The sequence below is a fragment of the Pannonibacter carbonis genome (genome assembly GCF_003012935.1).
GTDB classification, from domain to species: Bacteria; Pseudomonadota; Alphaproteobacteria; order Rhizobiales; family Stappiaceae; genus Pannonibacter; species Pannonibacter carbonis.
On record NZ_PUDR01000023.1, the window covers coordinates 25,727 to 44,585 of the forward strand.

The window sequence follows — 18,859 nt, forward strand, 5'->3', positions numbered from 1 at the left end:
AAAGGGATTGCGAAGCGCGGAGTGCAGGTGCCCGGAAAAATCAGGCGGACTGTTGCTCGATGTCTTCAAACAGCAGCTCGAACACCACCGGCTCATAGTAGCGCAGGATATGGTAAACGAATTCCTTGCGCTTCATGCCGAGGGCATCGGCCCACTTGGCAAAACGGCCGGCCGGGATGCGGCCACGGCCGTTCTCGATCTGCGACACGAAGGAATAGTAGTCCACGCCAACCAGTTCGGCGAGTTCGGTCTGCGACAGGCCACGCGCTTCGCGCATCGACTTCAGCCATTCGCCAGCCGCCTTGCGCAGCTGAACGGCATTATGCTCCTGATCGATAAGAGCCTGGGAACCAACGGTCTTGACCATAACTGGATCCGTTCCTGTTTGCTCTGGACCCCGCCGTTCGCGACCGGCTGCCCTGGAGGAGGGCAGTCACGGGGAACTGGCGGCGCCCGAAGCGGGTTGAGACGCGAGGGAAATGTTCCCTCGCAGCTAAATAGTAATTACTCAACATACGGGCGAATCGACGTCAGCGCAATGGCAAGGACGGCCGTTGTCGTCAAATTGCCGCAATCAGGGACATGCGGATCTGATCACCTTGCCGTGAGGGCAGGGCGCTCGCCGGGTTTCGTCAGCCGGCCTGCCGGGTGTTGACGGCAAAGATCTCGCCATCGGCGACTGTCATGCCCTCGATGGTCGGGATCGACCGGTTGAACACGAACTGGCACGGGTTGGCGAAGCGGATGTCCCAGCCCCACTTGTGCAGCAGCTCCAGCAACTGGCCGTCGATCAGGCGCGAATGGGTGCCGATGAACAGGTACTTCACCTTCTCGTTCATCAGGTCGCCCGCGCGGGACAGGATCTCGTATTCGGCGCCCTGCACATCGACATGCATGTAGTCGATGGTCCGCTCGCCCTTCAGCAGGCTTTCCAGCGCATAGGCGCGGATTTCCGTCGTCTCGTAGGCCATGCCACGATAGTCGGTGCTGTGGCTCGTCTCGCTGACGCGTCCACCGAAATCGACGGCGACGATGTTCTTGGGGAAATTCAGCGTCGTGTCGGTGTGCCAGACCGCGCCCTCATAGGTCGCGATGCTCACCCCGTCCTGACCGGCGAGGCCGTTATAGGCCAGATGCGCCTGCATCAGCTTGTATTTCTCGCTGTCGGCCTCGACGGCGATCAGGCGGATGTCCTTGATGCCGAGACGCTTGCCGACGACGCCGGCCGCCGACACCCACGGGCCCCAGCCCGCGCCGAACTCGGCGACGGTCAGGCTCGGCTGTGCCTTGCAGGCATCGATGGCGGTCAGCAGCGCCTGGTATTCGGCGGCGCCGGCAAACACGCTGTCGCCATGCAGCGGGATATCGTCATAGACCTTGCCAGACAGGGCCGGGCCCTGCGGCAGGATGCTGGCCGCGGTCGAGACGCCAAGGAAGTTGACGAAACGGCCATCCACAGCACGAAGGGCCTCTGCGGGAGCGCGATAGGTGCGGAAAAGCTCTTCAAGCGACATGCGGTGCGTCCGATCCGTCGTGGTGGTCTGATCGTCCCTGCGGGACAGCGGCAACCTCTTAGACCGGAATGCCGGATGGTTCAACTCAGCCCCACCCATGCGGGCGCAGCCTTACCGGTGGGCGTCGGGCCTGTCACAGCCCGGGCAATCCGTCTTGCGCCGCCTGGCCTTGGGCCGGGCCAACCGGTGCACGCGGCGCGATCAGGCCAAGGATCAGCTCGGCGACGCGGCGCAACTGGTCCATGTCCGGCGCACGCTCGGGCGTCGCGGCAGCCAGTCGCAGGAAGCCAAGCGCCAGCGCGATGCGGGCGTCCATCTCGGCTTCAAAGGGCGTTGCAATCAGGATCTGGCGCAGGGTCAGCCGCAGCCGTGCCTCGTGCTCAAGGGCAACAGTCCGCAAGGCTGCATGATCACCGCTGGCGGCCAGGGCGATGCTGTAGGCCCGGCCCAGCGGTGAGCCCGCCAGAGGGGCAAGGCTGGTGGCCAGGCACCGGGTCAGGTCCTCGGCCGTGGCGCCATGGCCGCTGCCCCGCAGCACCGAGGCGCCGGGAAGGGCGGCCAGGGCTGCGTCCAGCGCGCCGGCCAGCACAGCGGACTTTACGCCCCAACGCCGGGCGAGCGCCTGCTGGCTGGTGCCGGCGGCCCGGGCAATCCGCGCCAGCGAGGCCCTGTCCGGGCCAAGGCTCGCCAGCTCCTCGAGTGTTGCGGTCACGATGCGGGCGGTCAATGCGCTCTGGCGGGGCCGTCCCCGGGCGGGTTCTGTCTCGATTACGGTCATGCCTGATACCGTAAATAGGGTTCTGCCGCCGCGCAACCCTGTGCGGCCGCTTGTGTTTTGCCCGGAAGGCCGCCAATAACAGCGCCAAGGCATTGTCGCGATGCCATGGATCCCGGCTGGAAACGGCTCAAATTTCAGGAACTTGTCATGTCCGTAGACATTCAGACAGTGAAGCGGGTGGCGCGTCTGGCGCGCATCAAGGTCGACGAGGCGAGTGCTGCCCGCATGACCGGCGAACTCAACGCCATCCTCGGCTTCGTCGAGCAGCTGGATGAGGTCAACATCGACGGCGTCGAGCCGCTGACCTCTGTCGTCGCCCAGACCATGAAGAAGCGCGCGGATGGCGTCACCGATGGCGGCTATCCGGACAAGGTCGTCGCCAACGCGCCGGTCACCGAGGACAACTTCTTCGTTGTCCCGAAAGTTGTCGAATAAGCGGGCGAGGACCGAACCATGACCGATCTGACCAACCTGACCCTCGCCGAGGCCCGCGACGGCCTCAAGGCTAAGTCCTTTTCCTCGGCCGAGCTGACCGAGGCTTTCCTCGGCGCCATCGAGGCCGCCAATCCGAAGATCAACGCCTATGTGGCAGTGACCGGCGACCAGGCCCGCGACATGGCCATGGCCTCCGACGCGCGCCTTGCCAAGGGCGAGGGCGGCGCACTCGAAGGTCTGCCGCTGGGCATCAAGGATCTGTTCGCCACCAAGGGCGTGCACACCCAGGCCTGCAGCCACATCCTCGACGGCTTCAAGCCCGAGTACGAATCGACCGTCACCTCCAACCTGTGGGCCGATGGCGCCGTCATGCTCGGCAAGCTGAACATGGACGAATTCGCCATGGGCTCGTCGAACGAGACGTCCTACTATGGCAACGTGGTCAACCCGTGGCGCAAGACCGGGTCTGACCAGGCGCTGGTTCCCGGCGGCTCCTCGGGTGGCTCGGCTGCCGCTGTTGCCGCCAGCCTCTGCCTTGGGGCCACCGCCACCGACACCGGTGGTTCGATCCGCCAGCCGGCCGCGCTGACCGGCACCGTCGGCATCAAGCCGACCTACGGCCGCTGCTCGCGCTGGGGCGTTGTCGCCTTCGCCTCGTCGCTCGACCAGGCCGGCCCGATCGCCAAGACGGTGCGCGACTGCGCCATCCTCCTGAAGTCCATGGCCTCCGTCGATGCCAAGGACACTACCTCGGTTGACCTGCCGGTGCCGGACTACGAAGCCGCGCTCGGCAAGTCCGTGAAGGGCCTGCGCATCGGCATTCCGGCCGAATACCGTGTTGATGGCATGCCGGCCGAGATCGAGGCGTTGTGGCAGCAGGGCATTGCCTGGCTGAAGGACGCCGGCGCCGAGATCGTCAACATCTCGCTGCCGCACACCAAATACGCGCTGCCTGCCTATTACATCGTTGCCCCGGCCGAGGCGTCCTCGAACCTCGCCCGTTACGACGGCGTTCGCTACGGCCTGCGCGTGCCGGGCAATGACATCGTCGACATGTACGAGAACACCCGCGCTGCCGGCTTTGGGCAGGAAGTGCAGCGCCGCATTCTCATCGGCACCTACGTGTTGTCGGCAGGGTATTACGACGCCTACTACCTCAAGGCCCAGAAGGTCCGCACCCTGATCAAGCGCGACTTCGACCTTGCCTTCGAAGCGGGCGTCGATGCGATCCTGACGCCGGCAACCCCGGACGCGGCCTTTGCGCCGGGCGAGATCACCGATCCGGTCGCCATGTACCTCAACGACATCTTCACGGTGACGGTGAACATGGCCGGCCTGCCGGGCCTGTCGGTTCCCGCTGGCCTGTCGGCCTCCGGTCTTCCGCTCGGCCTGCAGCTGATCGGGCGTCCCTTTGACGAGGAGACGCTGTTCCAGGTCGCCGAGGTGATCGAGAAGGCTGCCGGCCGCTTCACCGCCAGCCGCTGGTGGTAACAGGACGGCTGGAAGGCGAGATCCCGGTCCATGATCGATATTGAGACTGTCGTCATTGGTGCCGGGGTTGTCGGACTTGCGGTTGCCCGGGCTCTGGCGCTTTCGGGAGATGAGGTGATGGTGCTGGAGCGCCATGGCCTCATCGGCTCGGAAACCAGCGCCCGCAATTCCGAGGTCATCCACGCGGGGATCTACTACCCGAAGGACAGCCTGAAAGCGCGGCTCTGCGTTTCAGGCCGCGACCTGCTCTACGCCTATGCCGCCGAGCGCGGTGTTGGCCATCGCCGCATTGGCAAGCTGATCGTCGCGGCGGATGCGGCCCAGGCGGAGCGACTTCAGGCGATTGCCCAGGCCGCTGCGGCGAATGGCGTCACCGATCTGCAACGGCTTGACCGCCAGGCGGCGTTGGCGCTTGAGCCGGAACTCGATTGCGTCGCGGCGCTGCATTCCCCCTCGACCGGCATCATCGACAGCCATGGCCTGATGCTGGCGCTGCAGGGGGATCTGGAGGCCGCCGGTGGCCAGGTCGTGCTCAACACTGCTGTCACCGCTGTTGAGCCGATATCCGGCGGCTATGCAGTCGAGATCGCCGGGGAGGGCGGCTACCGTCTGAACTGCCGTCGTCTTGTCTTGTCAGCAGGCCTCGGCACAGCGCCGCTTGTGGCGGGCCTGGCCGGCTACCCTCAGCCCCGTTTCGGCCTTGCGAAAGGCAGCTACTTCCGCCTGTCAGGCCGGGCGCCATTCTCCCGTCTGATCTATCCGGTTCCCGAACCCGGTGGCCTCGGCATCCATCTGACGCTGGATCTGGGCGGCCAGGCCAAGTTCGGTCCGGATGTGGAGTGGATCGAGACGGAGGACTACCGGGTCGATCCGGAGCGGGCCGCCCGCTTTGCCGCCTCGATCCGGCGCTATTGGCCAGCCCTGCCGGATGACGCGCTCCTGCCGGACTACGCCGGTATCCGGCCAAAGCTTGGAGGGCCGCATGACCCGCCTGCGGATTTCCGCATCGATGGTCCGAGCGTGCACGGGCATTGCGGGCTTGTTGTCATGATGGGCATTGAGTCGCCCGGGCTGACCTCGGCGCTGGCGCTGGCGAATGAAGGTGTTGCCCGGATTAACGAAGTTTAACCAACGCGCATCTTTTGTCCCCGAATTCCTGCCTCAATTGCCGCCTAAGCAAACAGGATCAAGTTGCGATGAGGCGGCTTGTTAACGGGTTGATGGCATGATTGTCATCATGCGACAAAAATAATGAGGCTCGACGTGCCGCGTTGCAGCATTTCGATGGACGAGAGGCCTAAGTCCCTCATATTATTGCCGCATAGCCGTGCAGTCGAAAGAACGCGCAAGGCCTCCCAACATCGCTGGTGTACCACCTCCTTCGGGCAGACAACGTGATCGACCGACGCAAGTTTCTTGTGAGCAGCTCCCTGTGTCTGGGCGCCCTGTCGGGTGCCATGCCGCTTCTTGCCGGTTCGGCGAAGGCGCAACAGCCACCGGCAGCGCCTTCTGCAGCCCCGGCCTTTTCCTTCGACGACATGGTCGAGCGGATGCGGCAATCCGCGCGGCAGGGGCATCAGGAGATTGTGATCGGCCTTCCCGACCAGTTCGCTCAGCTTGACTATGACCAGCACCGCGCCATCCGCTTCCGGTCAGATCGGGCGATCTGGCGCAATGACGATCTCGGCTATGAGGTGCAGGCCTTCCATCCGGGCGGGCTCTACACCAAGCCGGTGCAGATCTTCGAGATCGACGGCCCGGTGCTGCGCGAGATGCATTTCACCGGCGCGGACTTCGAATACCGTGAGCCGCTGGTCGCTGCCGACTATGAGGGCGTCGATCTGCCGGGCGTTGCCGGGTTCCGCATGCACTATCCGGTCAATCGTCCCGATTACCGCGACGAGCTGATTGCCTTCCTCGGCTCAAGCTACTTCCGTGCTTTGGGCAAGGGCTCCGTCTACGGCCTGTCCGCGCGGGGCCTTGCCATCGATACGGCGGCCGGTCGCCCCGAGGAGTTCCCGCGCTTCTCCCGCTTCTTCATCGAGCGTCCCCAACCCGGCCAGAATGTCATCCGCATCTATGCCGAGATGGAGAGCGAGCGCGTCACCGGCGTCTATTCCTTCCGCGTGACGCCGGGCATCAACACCGAGGTCGAGGTCGACGCACGCATTTTCCTGCGCGACAGCGTCGAGCGCCTTGGCATCGCGCCGCTGACCTCGATGTATCTCTACGGCGAGAACGACAAACTCGGCTTCGATGACTATCGCCCCGAGGTGCACGACAGCGACGGTCTCCTGATCCTGCAGCAGTCCGGCGAGCGCCAGTGGCGCCCTCTGGTCAATCCGCGCAACCTGGCCCTGTCCTTCTTCACGGCAGAAAACCCCAAGGGTTTTGGCATGTTGCAACGGGATCGTGATTTCGCCAGCTACCAGGACATGGAGGCGCATTACGAGCGCCGTCCCTCGCTCTGGATCGAGCCGCTGGATGATTGGGGACGCGGCCACATCATGTTGGCGGAAATCCCTTCGCAGAAGGAAATCCACGACAACATCGTCGCCTTCTGGATCCCGGACACCCGCGCCGAAGCCGGCTCGGAGTACCGGTTCCGCTATCGCATGTACTGGGGCCGCGAGCCTGAGCCGGGAACGGACCTGGCGCAGGTGCTGCATACGCGCGCCGGACACGGCGGCACGGCCGCCTCCGACTATGACAAGGCCTTGCGCAAGTTCGTGGTCGAGTTCAAGGGCGGGCCGCTGACCGGCGTTGGCTCGGATGCGGCGCTGGAGCCGCGCCTTTGGGTGCAGAATGCCAGCGTGCAGAACCCCGTCCTGCAGCAAATTGAAAATGGAGCCTGGCGCTATATCTTCGACCTGTTGCGCGAAGATGCCGGCCGTCCCTCCGAAATGACCTTGTCTCTGGCCCTCAACGGCAAGCCGGTGACCGAGACCTGGATGTATCAATGGAACCAAACGGTATGAGTGCAGTTGTTCTGAGAGACCAGGAGGCTCTGATGGACGATATGGCCTGTGTTGCATCGCCCGCCGATCCGCTGACTGCGAGCATTGCGCTGGTGCGGGAGCGGTTCGGCCGGCCTGACCTCGACGATGCGACGCTGATGGGCGCCCTGGCCTCGGCCATGGTCCACATCGGGGTGGCCGGGTCTGTCGAGGACCTCCTGTCGGGCGGCGATGCGGCCCTGATCGCCGAGGTTGCTGCCTGTGCACCGCTGCCGCAGCCGCGCGTCGGCCTTGCCATGCCGGAGCATGACCTGCAGGGGCGGATGGATCTGTCCGTGTCGAGCTTCCGGGCTTTCCTGCGCGGGCTGATCGGTCCGCGCTCGTCTGTCGGAGGCTGACATGATCGGAACCGGGGAGGGCCGCTTCGCGGTCGCCGTCCGGCGGATCGGTGCCATCGTGCTGGCGGCGACCATGACGGTTGCCGCCGCTTCCATGTTTGGCACCGTGGTCCAGTCCGATGGCTTTGACTGGGTCGATATCCTGCGCGTCAGCCTCATCGTGCTGACAGCCTTCTGGCTTGCCTGGGGCGCCTGTACCGCCATTCTTGGCGTGCTGTTCAATCCGCCGCCGGTCGCAACGCTCAACGGCCGCCCGACCCAGCGCACCGCCATCCTCGTTCCGGTCTACAACGAAGACACCGGTCCCGTCTTTGCCCGGATCGCGGCCATGTACCGCTCGATCGAGCAGGCCGGCTACGGCGACCTCTTCGACTTCCATGTCCTGTCCGACAGCACGCGCGCTGCCAGCGTCGCGGCGGAGGAGGAGGCCTATCGCGCCGCGCTGATCCAGCTCAAGGCCGGCGGCCGGCTCTATTACCGCAACCGCACCCAGAACATTGGCCGCAAGGCCGGCAATATCGCCGATTTCATCCGCACCTCTGGCGGGGCCTACGAGTTCATGCTCGTGCTTGACGCCGACAGCCTGATGCGCGGCGACACGATCATTGAAATGGTGCGCCGGATGGAGGCCGATCCGAAGCTCGGTCTGCTGCAGTCGCTGCCGCAGGTGATCGGCCTCAACACCCTGTTCGGCCGTGTGCTGCAGTTCTCCGCTGCGTTCTACTCGCCCGTCTTCACACGCGGCGTTGCTGCCCTCCAGGGCACGGAAGGCCCGTTCTGGGGCCACAACGCGCTCATCCGCGTCCGCGCCTTCGCCGAGTCCTGTGGCATGGCCTCCCTGTCGGGCAAGCCGCCCTTTGGCGGGCATATTCTCAGCCATGACACGGTCGAGGCAGCGCTGCTGGCGCGCGACAACTGGACCGTTCGTGTCGATCCTGATCTCGGCCATTCCTTTGAGGAAGCCCCGGCCAATGTGGTCGCCTATGCCAAGCGCGACCGGCGCTGGTGCCAGGGCAATTTGCAGCATGCCCGGCTGATCACGGCGCCGCGCTTTAGGATGTGGAGCCGGATCTCCATCGTCCAGGGCATCTTCGCCTATCTGTCCTCGCCGATCTGGCTCGCCTTCATCGTCGCCTCGCTCGCCGCGCCCCATTTCGCGCCGCCACCGGTCTATTTCGATGCGCGGTCGCCGTTCCCGGTGTTCCCGCATCCGGAAACCACCACGGCGCTGGCGCTGCTCTTCGGTGTCGTCGCTCTCCTGATCCTGCCCAAGGCGATCCTGCTCGTCCGGGCGCTGATCCGGGGGGAGGCGAAATATTTCGGCGGTCCGGTCATGGTGACGCTGAGCGCCGTCCTTGAGCTGGTCATCACCTCGCTGCTGGCGCCGATCCACATGATGTTCCAGAGCCGGTCGGTGATGCAGATCATGTTCGGCGGGGATTCCGGCTGGCCGGCGGCTGACCGGGCCGATGGCTCGCTGTCCTTCGGCTCCAGCTTCAAGGCCACCTGGTGGATGAGCGCAGGCGGCATGGCGGCCCTGGGCTTTGCCATCGAGTACACGCCGGACCTGCAATACTGGCTGATGCCGATTGCCGTGCCGCTGATCATCGCGCCGCTCTTGGTATTCTTCACCTCGTCCGTCGCCGTTGGCCGTGCCTTCCGCGCCATGGGCCTGTTCCTGACCCCTTACGAGCTGCAGCCGGACGAGGTCATCCTCGAAATGCGCCGCCAGCTCGGCGAGGTCGAGCGCGCACCTGAGGAAACCGCCAAGGCCGCTTGAGAACCGCTGCGGCCTCTGACGGCTAAAACGCCTGCCTTCGTCATCCCGGACGCAGCGAAGCGGAGATCCGGGACCGGAGAGCCTAGGTCTCTCCGATATTCACTTATTGAAACATCGATGCCTCGACTCTCCGGTCCCGGCTCGGCGCTACGCTTGGCCGGGATGACTGCGGAGAAGTCGAGGTTTGTCATCAAGCTCAAGGCCGGAGCATTGCTCCGGCCTTGCCTGTTTGCCTAGCGGTTGTCAGCTGGCTGCGGACGCGCACCAGTCCGAGGCCGGTGATCCGGTAGGGGCCGCCATTGCGCGAGGCGATCAGGCGGCGGCGTTTCAGTTTCTGGAACAGCGGCACCGGGCAGCCGTTCCAGTGCCACCCTTCGCGGGTGACAACACAGGTGTTCGACAGGCGCCCTGTCTCATCGCGGTCGATGAGGATATGGCCGCCCTGCGCCAGCAGGTGCAGCACCCGCTGTTCCGGTTTTGAAATGTCCATTGAATGTCGGGATCTCTATGCGTCGGTCAGATGGACGCAAGGCCGCTATCGCAGACTTGCGTCGGCGTTATGGGGGCCCGATCCTGGTGACCGGGCCTCAGCGGGCCTCGGACGTTCCGCGCATAAAAACTCCATAAGCGAACGCTGTTCCTATGCCACAGGCCGTCTGGCCCTGCAACAGGGGGAGGGGCGCTTCAGCTCCGCTCTGCCGGCCATTTCCCGTTCGCCGGATCGCGCGCGACTTCCGTCAGCGTGATCTCGTTGCTGCCGCAGGTGGCGCAGCGCAGTCCGGCGGACAACGCCGACAGGGTCAGGGTTTCATCGAGCCTCGTTTCGCGCAGATAGCGGAAGCGATGGCAGGCGGCACAGGTGACGCCAAGGCGATGACCCGCATCGAGGAGATCGGCGAGGGTTCTGGTCACGGCCGGATATTGCTCCAGCCTGTCGCGCCATGCCGCTGGTCCGCCTTGTCCATTCGTCGGTCTCCGCCAAGTTGCAGCTGTCGCGAGCGGCCAGACGCTTGGCCGCCAAGACCTTGACACATCAGGGGCTTTGGGACAACTGAGGGCCAATGCGTGACTTTGTGTCCCGCGTTCTGGATCATCGTTCACAGCCCAAGGCTGCGTTTTCAGCTGATATCCTCGGTTTGCCTGTGGAGGCGGTATCATGCCGCATTGAATGCCGGGGTGCAGCGCTTGCACGCGTGGAAACAGTTCGCCATGATTGCGCAAGACCCATGCTACTGCATGCCAACCCTGTCGCCGCACGCGGCTTTCGCCTGCAATCACTGCCGTTGCTGCCGGATCGAGCAGCGTCCGGGCGGTGATGATTGATCGAACAAGGAACAACATGTCCGGATCGCCTGACACCTGGGCAAGCCTCATCGGGCTGGCTGGCCTGCTCAATCCTGTCGCCTTGCTGATCGGCGGCGCGCTCGGCTGGTATGCCGATGCAAGGGTCAAGATCGGCGTCGCGGCCTTTGGCGCGGCCTTTATCTCGCTGGTGTTTGACACCGCCCTGCGCCTGTCCGGCGCGCCGCAACTGGCCCCGGAGGTGGGGGCGCTGGCGGCGTTTCCGTTCCGCTTCATCGGGGCAGGGGTTGCCGCAGCCATCGTCTTCAGCCTGCGCCGGGCCATCAAGCCGCGCAGGTGAGAACCGAGGCATGGTCCTCAGCCGCGGGTCTTCCAGGTCCTGAACAGATCCTGGTTCGGGCACAAGTCGGGTGCCGTGTCCGCACCGTCCTGATGCGCGTCCAGCCAGTGCCTGCAGTCCTGTGACCGGTCACATCCGATGCACCTGGATGCTGCAAGGCGCATCTCTGACGCGCCCATGATGCCATGGGCGCCTTGGCCCGCTCCGATTGTCCGCATCATGCGGCCCATCAGTTCAGCACGTTCGTTCAGCCGGTCCATCCAGCTCATGCGCGCTTCTCCTTGAAAAGTGACGAGAGTGCGGAATTACAAGATGGGTCACTCTGCAGGGGCTGCCGCAACGCTTCCTTGACGCTGATCAAGCCCAAGACAACAATCAGCAAGCGTGGTCGTCTAACTCGATTACTTTTTACAGGGGCAAATCGTGGCAGCGGACGTGACATCGCCGGCATCTGGTACGACAGCCTCCCAAGCGGTTGCCACCGCGTCAGCTGCTGCGTCAGCGCTGGCGGCCCTGCCCAAGGGAAGCGTGGTCAGTGGCCGGGTGCTGCAGGCCTTGCCGCCGGACGGTTCGCAAGCCGGGCCCGGGGGGGCGCTGCGCCTGGCGATACCGGGCGGGACGGTTGACGTTGCCAGTGACACGCGGCTTGCGCCCGGCACCCCGGTGCGGATCGAGATCGAGCAGGCCGCGCCCGAATTGAAGCTGAAGATCAGTGTCGACGCGTCCGCCCTTCCGCGCGGCGGCGCTGCTGCTCTTGCCAGTGCAGCCACTCTGCCCCCCACACCAGGTCTGGCAAATGCCACAGGTCTTGCTGCCGGCGGACAGCCGTCCGGCCTGCCGGGCGACGCTCTGGCCGGCAGCGTGGGCGGGCGGACTGCCGGTTCGGGCCCAGCATTAGCGCCAGCGTCGGCGGCTTCCCTTCAAGCTTCTGCCGCGCCGGCTGGGGCAGCGCCGCAGGCGACCGTGGTGGCCCGCCAGAGCCTGTCGAGCGCCCTTGCCGCCCTTGCCTCCGACCCTGTGTCCACCAGCATCGTAAAGCCCGGAGCCTCGGCGTCCTTGTCGGGTCCCGCATCGGTTGCTGCGCTCTCGCCATCGGCCCCAACATTCGGCGCGCAAGCGCCGCTGCCTGGCCCGGCATCTCCGGCAACGGCCCAGAGCCAATCGCCCGGCCTGACACCGGGCCCAGTCTCTGGCCCAGTCTCTGGCCAAGCGTCCGGCCAACCTGCCGGCCAAGCGCCCGGCCTACTTTCTGGCCAGGTCGCGGCTCAGCCGGCGAACCTGTCATCCGGCCCGGCCATGGCTTCGCCTGCAAATGCTGCGCCGCTTGCAGCAACAGGGACAACTGCCGTTCCAGGGGCTGCAACAGGTGGAGCAGCCACCACCGCGCCGCCTTCGTCCGGCCCCACTGCCGCAGCAGCTGCAGCCGTGGTGACGCCGGCCAACGGAAATCCCGCCGGGCAGGTGCCGGGCAACATGGCAGTCCGGACAGGAGGGGCGACACCCGCTCAGGCCCCTGTTCAGACGACGGTTCCATCCTCAGCGACAGCGAGCGCTGCTCCAACGTCGGGCGGCGCAACACTTGTCGCGCCGCCCTCCCAGCCTGCCCAGGCACCGGCCTTTCCGACCATCCCGGCTGCAGCCGCTGCATCCGGACTGGCCCCCAATGCGGCGTCTGGTTCTCCAACCAGTGCTGCCTCTGGAACTGTCTCCGGTGCCCCCCCGGCTGCGTCGCCGGTTCCTGCGGGCCGGCCTGATCCCACAGTTCCTTCGGCATCGCAGGCCCCGGCAACCGGCGCAGGCATCAGATCCGGTGGCCAGTCTGGGAATCTTGCCGGCAACGTGGCCCAAAACGTCGCCGGGAACACAGCCGGCAGCGCCAGTGCGCAGGCCGCACCGTCCGCCGCTTCCACTGCCACCCCGGCCCCGATAGCACCCGCTGGCGCAAGCCCGGTCGGAGCGCCCTCGCAGCCGCCTTCTCCGCCATCTCCGGCAGGACTGACGGCCACCAAGCCGGACACGGCCAGCACGGCCGCGTCCCGTCCGTCCGCTGCTCCACCGGTTGTCGCGCGGCCCGCACCGGCAGTCGCTCCGCTTGCGGCCATGCCGCCAGTTCCCGCCAATGCGCGGCTGGAACTGGCCATGACCACCGTGCTGGGCCTTCTGGATGGACCGGACGCGCCCAGCCTGCCGGCGGAAGCCCGTCCCCTGACCGAGGCCCTGCGGTCCTTGCGCCTGCCGGTCGAGATGGCGCGTGACCCGGCTGCCTTGCGCGTTGCCGTGGAAACTGTGGCCGGCTTTGCCGCGCCGCGCGGTGCCGCGCCGGCCAGCCTGCCCCGCGGCGGCGGCGATGGCCTGCGCAGTCTTTTCCTGTCGCTGGCCGGTCTTGCTGCCGACCTCCAGGAGGCGGTGACGTCTCCCGCAGGCCGGGGCTCCCGCCCGGCCGCCCGGACTGATCCGCAGCAGGCCGGCGCGCGTCTGACCCCCGGCGAGGCAACCCAGCTGGCACGCAGCACCGGCGAACAGGCCCAGGCCCAGGGCACGCTGGCCCGCCTCGGCAAGGCGCTGGAGGACACGCTGCTGCAGGATCTCGTCCGCCAGCAGGGCAGTGGCCGGGCGAGCGGGGCAGGGGAAGCGTCGACCGCTTCCGCTGCCAGCGGGAAGAGCGCCGATCTTGCCCTGGATCTGCCACTGCTCGTCGGCGGTGAAACCCGGCTTCTCAGCCTGCGCATCGGCCGCGAGGGCGGCGGACAGGGCAGCGCCGGGCCCGGACCTTCAGAATGGCGCGTGCGTTTTGCGCTGGCTTTGCCCTCAACCGGTCCGGTCGAGGCTGCGGTCAGCCTGCGCGGTGCGTCCATTGCCGTGGTGCTGCGCGCCGAACAGGCCGAAACATTCGCGGCCTTCCAGTCGATGCAGGACACGCTGGCCGCGCTGTTTGCTGAACAGGGGCTGGAGCTTGCCGGATTGCAGATCCAGCGGACGGCAGCCCTCCGGGGCCAGCGCAGGGATACCCTGTCATGAGTGTGAAATTGCCGCCTGCCTCCGGAGCCGTTCCGCCACCCCGTCTGGCGATCGCCCTCAAATATGACAAGCAGGGTGCCCCGACCGTCACGGCGAAAGGGCGCGGAGCCGTGGCCGAACGCATTGTCGCTGCCGCGCGGGAGGCCGGGGTGCCGATCGAGGCCGACAGCTATCTTGCCGAAGCCCTGTCCGGACTGGAGCTGGACGAGGAAATCCCGGCCGAACTCTACCAGGCCGTGGCGGTCCTGATTGGTTTCATCCTGCGCAGTGGCCGCTCGCCCAACCCGCCGCCGGGCTGACATTCATCGGCCTGCTTGCGCTAATCCGTCGCCGCGCCGCTTCCCCCCTTGCAGGGGAGGCAATTCCCGTCTAGGCAAAACAGGATCGCGCCCGGCAGGCCTCCCCCTGCCAGGCCTTCGCCGTGGCCCAAATCCGGCAGGCGAGGTCCGAGTGGCAAGTTCCAATTGGCATGTGAACAGGATTCGAGACGAGATGACGATTGTCGAGGCACGTACGCCCGATCCGAAAAAATTCATCAAGGGAGCGACCGGCGACTGGGAAGTCGTGATCGGCATGGAAGTCCATGCCCAGGTCACCTCCGCCGCCAAGCTGTTCTCCGGTGCCTCGACCGAATTCGGCAAGGATCCCAATTCCAACGTCAGTCTTGTGGATGCCGCCATGCCGGGCATGCTGCCGGTCATCAACGAGGAATGCGTCGCCCAGGCCATCCGCACCGGACTGGGTCTGAAGGCCCAGATCAACCTCAAGTCCGTGTTCGACCGGAAGAACTATTTCTATCCGGACCTGCCGCAGGGCTACCAGATCTCCCAGTTCAAGCAGCCGATTGTCGGCGAGGGCAAGATCGTCCTCGACATGCCGGACGAGCAGGTGGTTGTCGGCGTCGAGCGTCTGCATCTCGAGCAGGACGCCGGCAAGTCGCTGCATGACCAGCATCCGACCATGTCCTTCGTCGACCTCAACCGCTCCGGCGTCGCGCTGATGGAGATCGTCTCCAAGCCGGACCTGCGCTCCTCGGACGAAGCCAAGGCCTATCTCACCAAGCTGCGCATCATCCTGCGCTATCTGGGCACCTGTGACGGCAACATGGACCAGGGCTCCATGCGTGCCGACGTGAACGTCTCCGTCCGCCGTCCGGGCGAAGGCTTCGGAACGCGCTGCGAGATCAAGAACGTCAACTCCATCCGCTTTGTCGGTCAGGCCATCGAGTATGAAGCCCGCCGCCAGATCGCGATCCTCGAGGATGGCGGTTCCATCGACCAGGAAACCCGTCTCTATGACGCGGTAAAGGGCGAAACCCGGTCCATGCGCTCCAAGGAAGAAGCGCATGATTACCGTTACTTCCCCGATCCGGACCTGTTGCCGCTCGAGTTCACGCAAGACTATGTCGACGAACTGGCTGCGCATCTGCCGGAGCTTCCGGACGACAAGAAGGCACGCTTCGTCGCCGACTATGGCCTGACGCCCTATGACGCCGATGTTCTCGTGGCTGAAAAGGTTTCCGCCGATTTCTTCGAGCATGTTGCCAAGGGCCGCGATGCCAAGCTTGCGGCCAACTGGGTCATCAACGAGCTGTTCGGCCGCCTCAACAAGGAAGGCCTGACGCTGGAGACCAGCCCGGTTTCTGCTGCCCAGCTCGGCGGCATCATCGACCTGATCAAGTCCGACACCATCTCCGGCAAGATCGCCAAGGATCTGTTCGAGATCGTCTGGACCGAAGGCGGCGATCCGGCTGCCGTGGTTGAAGCGCGCGGGATGAAGCAGGTCACCGACCTCGGCGCCATCGAGGCCGTGGTTGACGAGATCATCGCCGCCAACCCGGACAAGGTCGCCCAGGCCCGCGAAAAGCCGACCCTGCTCGGCTGGTTCGTCGGTCAGGTGATGAAAGCAAGCCAGGGCAAGGCCAATCCGCAGGCCGTGAACGACCTGCTCAAGGCCAAGATCGGCATCGAGTGAGCCCGGAACTGCGGTGACCTGCGGTGTGAACGGGGGCTTATTGCCCCCGTTTCCAGGTTTGCTGAGATCTGGTCGCTTGCAGCCTACCGAAGGCGGAGTTCGTCTTGGCGCAGCGTCAGCACCTCCACACCATCTGCGGTGACCGCGACCGTGTGTTCGAACTGGGCCGAGAGCTTGCCGTCCTGGGTCACAACCGTCCAGCCGTCGTCTTCAGTTTCGACCCTGCGCGTTCCCTGGTTCACCATCGGCTCGACCGTGAAGACCATGCCTTCCTGCAACAGGGGCCCGGTGCCGGGGCGTCCATAGTTGAGCACCTGCGGCTCTTCATGCATCTCCCGGCCGATCCCGTGGCCACAATAGTCCCGCACGACCGAGCAACCATTGCTCTTGGCATGCTTTTCAATGGCATGTCCGATGTCACCGACATGGGCGCCGGGACGTACCTGGCGAATGCCCCTCCACATCGTTTCCTGCGCAATACGCACCAGTCGGCGCGCGGCGGGGGAGGCATTGCCGACGATGTAGGTCTTGCTCGAGTCCGCGATGAAACCGTTCGTTTCCAGCGTGATGTCAAAATTGATGATGTCGCCGTCGCGGATGATCACGTCCGGATCCGGAATGCCGTGGCAGACAACGTGGTTCAGCGAGCAGTTCAAAGCATATTGAAAGCCATATTGCCCCTTGCTGGCAGGGCGCGCGCCAAGATCGACCGTGATGAAGGCGTCGACCAGATCATTGACGTCCAGGGTGGACATTCCTGCCAGTTGCCGGGTGTCAAGCATTTCGAAAACGGATGCTAGCAGCCGGCCGGACACGCGCATGAGAGCAAGTTCCTCCGGTGTCTTCACCATGTCATGCGGCTTCTGTGTCAACAGCACTCAGGTCGGCAGCGGCAAGTTGCATCTTGATTATCTCGTTGAACGACATCGCCGGGTTCGCCTCGGCAAGCATCCCGATCCTCATCCAGAACTCTGCCTGCGCGTTGATCGACCGGCACATGACGGCGCTGGTCTTGCGGATATCCTCGTGCAGGTCCTCACCGATCTTGACGATTCCCATTGAATGCTCCTGAAGCGAGATTAGTATACGAAACATATACGATTCATATATTCATGGCAATGCTCGCTCAACGGGGGGCAACCTGTTGTAGCCGGAGAGGGCGGTTGTGGCGCGCGTTTGCATCGGGTCACGACATTCACCATTCCGCCACTGGAAAACTCGTCGGTGCTGTGCCAGTGAACTGCACAGCCTCCCTTCCTGTTTGTCCGGTGCCGTCATGTTCAACGAAAGCTACCCCATTGTTCCGGCCACGCCGGATCACCTGCCGGAGATCCTGGCACTGATGAATGCGGGGGCCGTCGGGGCCCGGGTCGGCAAGGAAAGCGACGATCCGGCCGACTACGCCGATGCCTTTGCGGCCATCCTCGCGGCGCCCGAGACCGCGATCTATGTGGTGCTCGATGCGACCGACGGCAGCGTGGTCGCAACCTATCAACTGACTTTCAGCCTCGGCCTCGGGTTTCGCGGCCGTCCGCGTGCCGTGGTCGAGAGTGTCCACACCCGCGCCGACATGCGCAGCCAGGGCATTGGTGCGCGTATGATGCATCATGCCGAAACACTGGCGCGGGCGCATGGCTGCTGCATGGTCCAGCTCACGTCCAACAGTTTGCGCAAGGATGCGCATCGGTTCTATGAAAGACTGGGTTATGACCAGAGCCATCTCGGTTTCAAGAGGATGCTCTGATGCAGGCTGACCAGACGCTGCCCGCCTTGAAAGGCCAGACGGCGTGACCTAATTTATCGGTCTCTTACGATGAATGCGGGTGCCTTTTCGGGCCTGCCAACGGAAGGAAGCCTTTGCATGACCGTCACCCAGACCCAGCCGATCGAACTGCACTACTGGCCGACGCCGAACGGCTGGAAGATTTCCATCCTGCTGGAAGAACTCGGCGTGCCCTACGATCTCAAGCTCGTCAACATCGGCAAGGGTGACCAGTTCAAGCCGGAATTCCTCGCCATTGCCCCGAACAACCGCATGCCGGCCATCGTCGATCCGGAGGGCCCGGACGGAGCGCCGATCTCGGTGTTCGAATCCGGGGCGATCCTGCAGTATCTCGGGCGCAAGTTCGGCCAGTTCTATCCCGAAGACGAGCGTGGCCGGGTCGAGGTCGAGGAATGGCTGATGTGGCAGATGGGCGGCTTCGGCCCGATGCTTGGCCAGAACCATCATTTCCGGATCTATGCGCCGGAAAAGATCGAATATGCCATGACGCGCTATCTCAACGAGACGCATCGTCTCTATGGCGTGCTCAACAAGCGCCTGGAAGGCCGCGATTATGTCGCCGCTGGTCAGTACACCATTGCTGACATGGCCATCATCGGCTGGGCCCAGGGCTGGCAGAATCAGGGCATGGATCTTGAGGAATTCCCGAATGTGAAGGCGTGGAAGGCGCGCCTCGAAGCCCGCCCGGCCGTCCAGCGCGGACTGGCCGCCGGTCGCGAGGAACGCGAGAAGCTGCAACTGGCTGACAACAAGGACGCGCAGGGTGTCCTGTTCAACCAGCGCGCCCGCTGAGGCAACTGTCCGTTTGGCGAAATCGGACCGCGATGACCGTGGCCCATCGCGGTCTGCTCTTTCCCTTTCGGCGCTTGCGCCGGGAGGTGATGCCACACGCGGGAAATATTAGCACGGCCTCCTCGCGTCCCCAGTCACGTAGGGGAGAGGGCGCAGGGCTGTCGCAAATGTCGCCAGACGGTTCTCGAGGCCTCTCAGCTCCCCTCCCCCGCGGGGGGAGGGGCCGGGGGGGGGGGGCACGGCGACCGTTTGATCGCAAACCCCGGTAAAAAAGTACAGGCAGGAACGCAGCGTACC

The 18,859-nt window shown here is 64.9% G+C and carries 22 protein-coding genes; 12 read left to right on the plus strand and 10 right to left on the minus strand.

Features of this window, described 5'->3' with window-relative positions; translation table 11 throughout:
- Nucleotides 1-40 precede the first annotated feature (40 nt).
- The 3 genes from C8348_RS21015 to C8348_RS21025 form a co-directional block, all read right to left on the minus strand.
- The gene (locus C8348_RS21015; RefSeq protein WP_106755270.1) at nt 41-367 is read right to left on the minus strand and encodes a helix-turn-helix domain-containing protein; all 327 of its coding nucleotides are present in this window, start codon (nt 365-367) and stop codon (nt 41-43) included.
- 265 nt (nt 368-632) lie between these two features.
- Nucleotides 633-1,514 carry an FkbM family methyltransferase gene (locus C8348_RS21020; RefSeq protein ID WP_157950496.1) on the minus strand — a complete coding sequence of 294 codons (882 nt, stop codon included), beginning with the start codon at nt 1,512-1,514 and terminating at the stop codon, nt 633-635.
- A gap of 133 nt (nt 1,515-1,647) precedes the next feature.
- Nucleotides 1,648-2,292, minus strand: a complete 645-nt coding sequence (locus tag C8348_RS21025; protein ID WP_157950497.1) for a TetR family transcriptional regulator — start codon at nt 2,290-2,292, stop codon at nt 1,648-1,650.
- 147 nt (nt 2,293-2,439) lie between these two features.
- Here C8348_RS21025 and gatC point away from each other — a divergent pair, with 147 nt between their 5' ends.
- From gatC to mdoH, 6 genes are all read left to right on the plus strand, one after another.
- Complete coding sequence (gene gatC / locus C8348_RS21030) at nt 2,440-2,727, plus strand: Asp-tRNA(Asn)/Glu-tRNA(Gln) amidotransferase subunit GatC (protein ID WP_106755294.1); 288 nt, start codon at nt 2,440-2,442, stop codon at nt 2,725-2,727.
- An 18-nt stretch (nt 2,728-2,745) separates the two neighbouring features.
- Nucleotides 2,746-4,218, plus strand: coding sequence for an Asp-tRNA(Asn)/Glu-tRNA(Gln) amidotransferase subunit GatA (gene gatA, locus C8348_RS21035; protein ID WP_106755273.1), 1,473 nt, complete (start codon nt 2,746-2,748; stop codon nt 4,216-4,218).
- A 30-nt stretch (nt 4,219-4,248) separates the two neighbouring features.
- Nucleotides 4,249-5,346: an NAD(P)/FAD-dependent oxidoreductase gene (locus tag C8348_RS21040; RefSeq protein ID WP_106755274.1), complete on the plus strand. Its 1,098-nt coding sequence runs from the start codon at nt 4,249-4,251 to the stop codon at nt 5,344-5,346.
- Nucleotides 5,347-5,636: 290 nt separating this feature from the next.
- Entirely contained in the window at nt 5,637-7,196 is a 1,560-nt protein-coding gene (locus tag C8348_RS21045) for an OpgD/OpgG family glucan biosynthesis protein (RefSeq protein ID WP_106755295.1), read from the plus strand.
- Between the two features lie 32 nt (nt 7,197-7,228).
- Nucleotides 7,229-7,573 carry a hypothetical protein gene (locus C8348_RS21050; protein WP_106755275.1) on the plus strand — a complete coding sequence of 115 codons (345 nt, stop codon included), beginning with the start codon at nt 7,229-7,231 and terminating at the stop codon, nt 7,571-7,573.
- A gap of 1 nt (nt 7,574) precedes the next feature.
- Nucleotides 7,575-9,353 carry a glucans biosynthesis glucosyltransferase MdoH gene (gene mdoH, locus C8348_RS21055; RefSeq protein WP_106755276.1) on the plus strand — a complete coding sequence of 593 codons (1,779 nt, stop codon included), beginning with the start codon at nt 7,575-7,577 and terminating at the stop codon, nt 9,351-9,353.
- A 196-nt stretch (nt 9,354-9,549) separates the two neighbouring features.
- Here the strand turns inward: mdoH and C8348_RS21060 are convergent, their stop codons facing one another.
- Entirely contained in the window at nt 9,550-9,843 is a 294-nt protein-coding gene (locus C8348_RS21060; RefSeq protein WP_106755277.1) for a YjhX family toxin, read from the minus strand.
- Between the two features lie 194 nt (nt 9,844-10,037).
- Nucleotides 10,038-10,265: a hypothetical protein gene (locus tag C8348_RS21065; protein WP_106755278.1), complete on the minus strand. Its 228-nt coding sequence runs from the start codon at nt 10,263-10,265 to the stop codon at nt 10,038-10,040.
- 427 nt (nt 10,266-10,692) lie between these two features.
- Between C8348_RS21065 and C8348_RS21070 the strand changes: the two genes are divergently transcribed.
- Nucleotides 10,693-10,995 carry a phosphatidylglycerophosphatase gene (locus tag C8348_RS21070; RefSeq protein WP_106755279.1) on the plus strand — a complete coding sequence of 101 codons (303 nt, stop codon included), beginning with the start codon at nt 10,693-10,695 and terminating at the stop codon, nt 10,993-10,995.
- A 17-nt stretch (nt 10,996-11,012) separates the two neighbouring features.
- Here the strand turns inward: C8348_RS21070 and C8348_RS21075 are convergent, their stop codons facing one another.
- The 3 genes from C8348_RS21075 to C8348_RS21085 all read right to left on the minus strand — a co-directional run bounded on the left by C8348_RS21075 (nt 11,013) and on the right by C8348_RS21085 (nt 13,097).
- The gene (locus tag C8348_RS21075; protein WP_106755280.1) at nt 11,013-11,264 is read right to left on the minus strand and encodes a DUF6455 family protein; all 252 of its coding nucleotides are present in this window, start codon (nt 11,262-11,264) and stop codon (nt 11,013-11,015) included.
- Nucleotides 11,265-12,260: 996 nt separating this feature from the next.
- The gene (locus tag C8348_RS21080) at nt 12,261-12,437 is read right to left on the minus strand and encodes a hypothetical protein (protein WP_157950498.1); all 177 of its coding nucleotides are present in this window, start codon (nt 12,435-12,437) and stop codon (nt 12,261-12,263) included.
- Nucleotides 12,438-12,512: 75 nt separating this feature from the next.
- A complete protein-coding gene (locus tag C8348_RS21085; RefSeq protein ID WP_106755282.1) occupies nt 12,513-13,097 on the minus strand; it encodes a hypothetical protein in 585 nt (194 codons plus the stop codon).
- Between C8348_RS21085 and fliK the strand changes: the two genes are divergently transcribed.
- The 3 genes from fliK (at nt 13,096) to gatB (ending at nt 15,987) form a co-directional block, all read left to right on the plus strand.
- Nucleotides 13,096-14,013 (plus strand): flagellar hook-length control protein FliK, encoded by a 918-nt coding sequence (gene fliK / locus C8348_RS21090; RefSeq protein WP_106755283.1) that lies wholly within the window; start codon nt 13,096-13,098, stop codon nt 14,011-14,013. The genes C8348_RS21085 and fliK overlap by 2 nt on opposite strands.
- The gene (locus tag C8348_RS21095) at nt 14,010-14,312 is read left to right on the plus strand and encodes an EscU/YscU/HrcU family type III secretion system export apparatus switch protein (protein WP_106755284.1); all 303 of its coding nucleotides are present in this window, start codon (nt 14,010-14,012) and stop codon (nt 14,310-14,312) included. The genes fliK and C8348_RS21095 overlap by 4 nt, the downstream gene beginning before the upstream one ends.
- Before the next feature lie 193 nt (nt 14,313-14,505).
- Nucleotides 14,506-15,987 (plus strand): Asp-tRNA(Asn)/Glu-tRNA(Gln) amidotransferase subunit GatB, encoded by a 1,482-nt coding sequence (gene gatB, locus C8348_RS21100; RefSeq protein WP_106755285.1) that lies wholly within the window; start codon nt 14,506-14,508, stop codon nt 15,985-15,987.
- Nucleotides 15,988-16,070: 83 nt separating this feature from the next.
- Here gatB and map read toward each other — a convergent pair whose 3' ends face one another.
- Both map and C8348_RS21110 read right to left on the minus strand, forming a co-directional pair.
- Nucleotides 16,071-16,838 carry a type I methionyl aminopeptidase gene (gene map, locus C8348_RS21105; protein WP_106755286.1) on the minus strand — a complete coding sequence of 256 codons (768 nt, stop codon included), beginning with the start codon at nt 16,836-16,838 and terminating at the stop codon, nt 16,071-16,073.
- Between the two features lies 1 nt (nt 16,839).
- Nucleotides 16,840-17,046 carry a ParD-like family protein gene (locus C8348_RS21110; RefSeq protein WP_106755287.1) on the minus strand — a complete coding sequence of 69 codons (207 nt, stop codon included), beginning with the start codon at nt 17,044-17,046 and terminating at the stop codon, nt 16,840-16,842.
- A 217-nt stretch (nt 17,047-17,263) separates the two neighbouring features.
- Here C8348_RS21110 and C8348_RS21115 point away from each other — a divergent pair, with 217 nt between their 5' ends.
- The gene (locus C8348_RS21115; protein WP_106755296.1) at nt 17,264-17,731 is read left to right on the plus strand and encodes a GNAT family N-acetyltransferase; all 468 of its coding nucleotides are present in this window, start codon (nt 17,264-17,266) and stop codon (nt 17,729-17,731) included.
- Between the two features lie 117 nt (nt 17,732-17,848).
- On the plus strand, nt 17,849-18,562 hold the full coding sequence (locus C8348_RS21120; protein WP_106755288.1) for a glutathione S-transferase N-terminal domain-containing protein: 714 nt from the start codon (nt 17,849-17,851) through the stop codon (nt 18,560-18,562).
- The last annotated feature ends 297 nt before the right edge of the window (nt 18,563-18,859 follow it).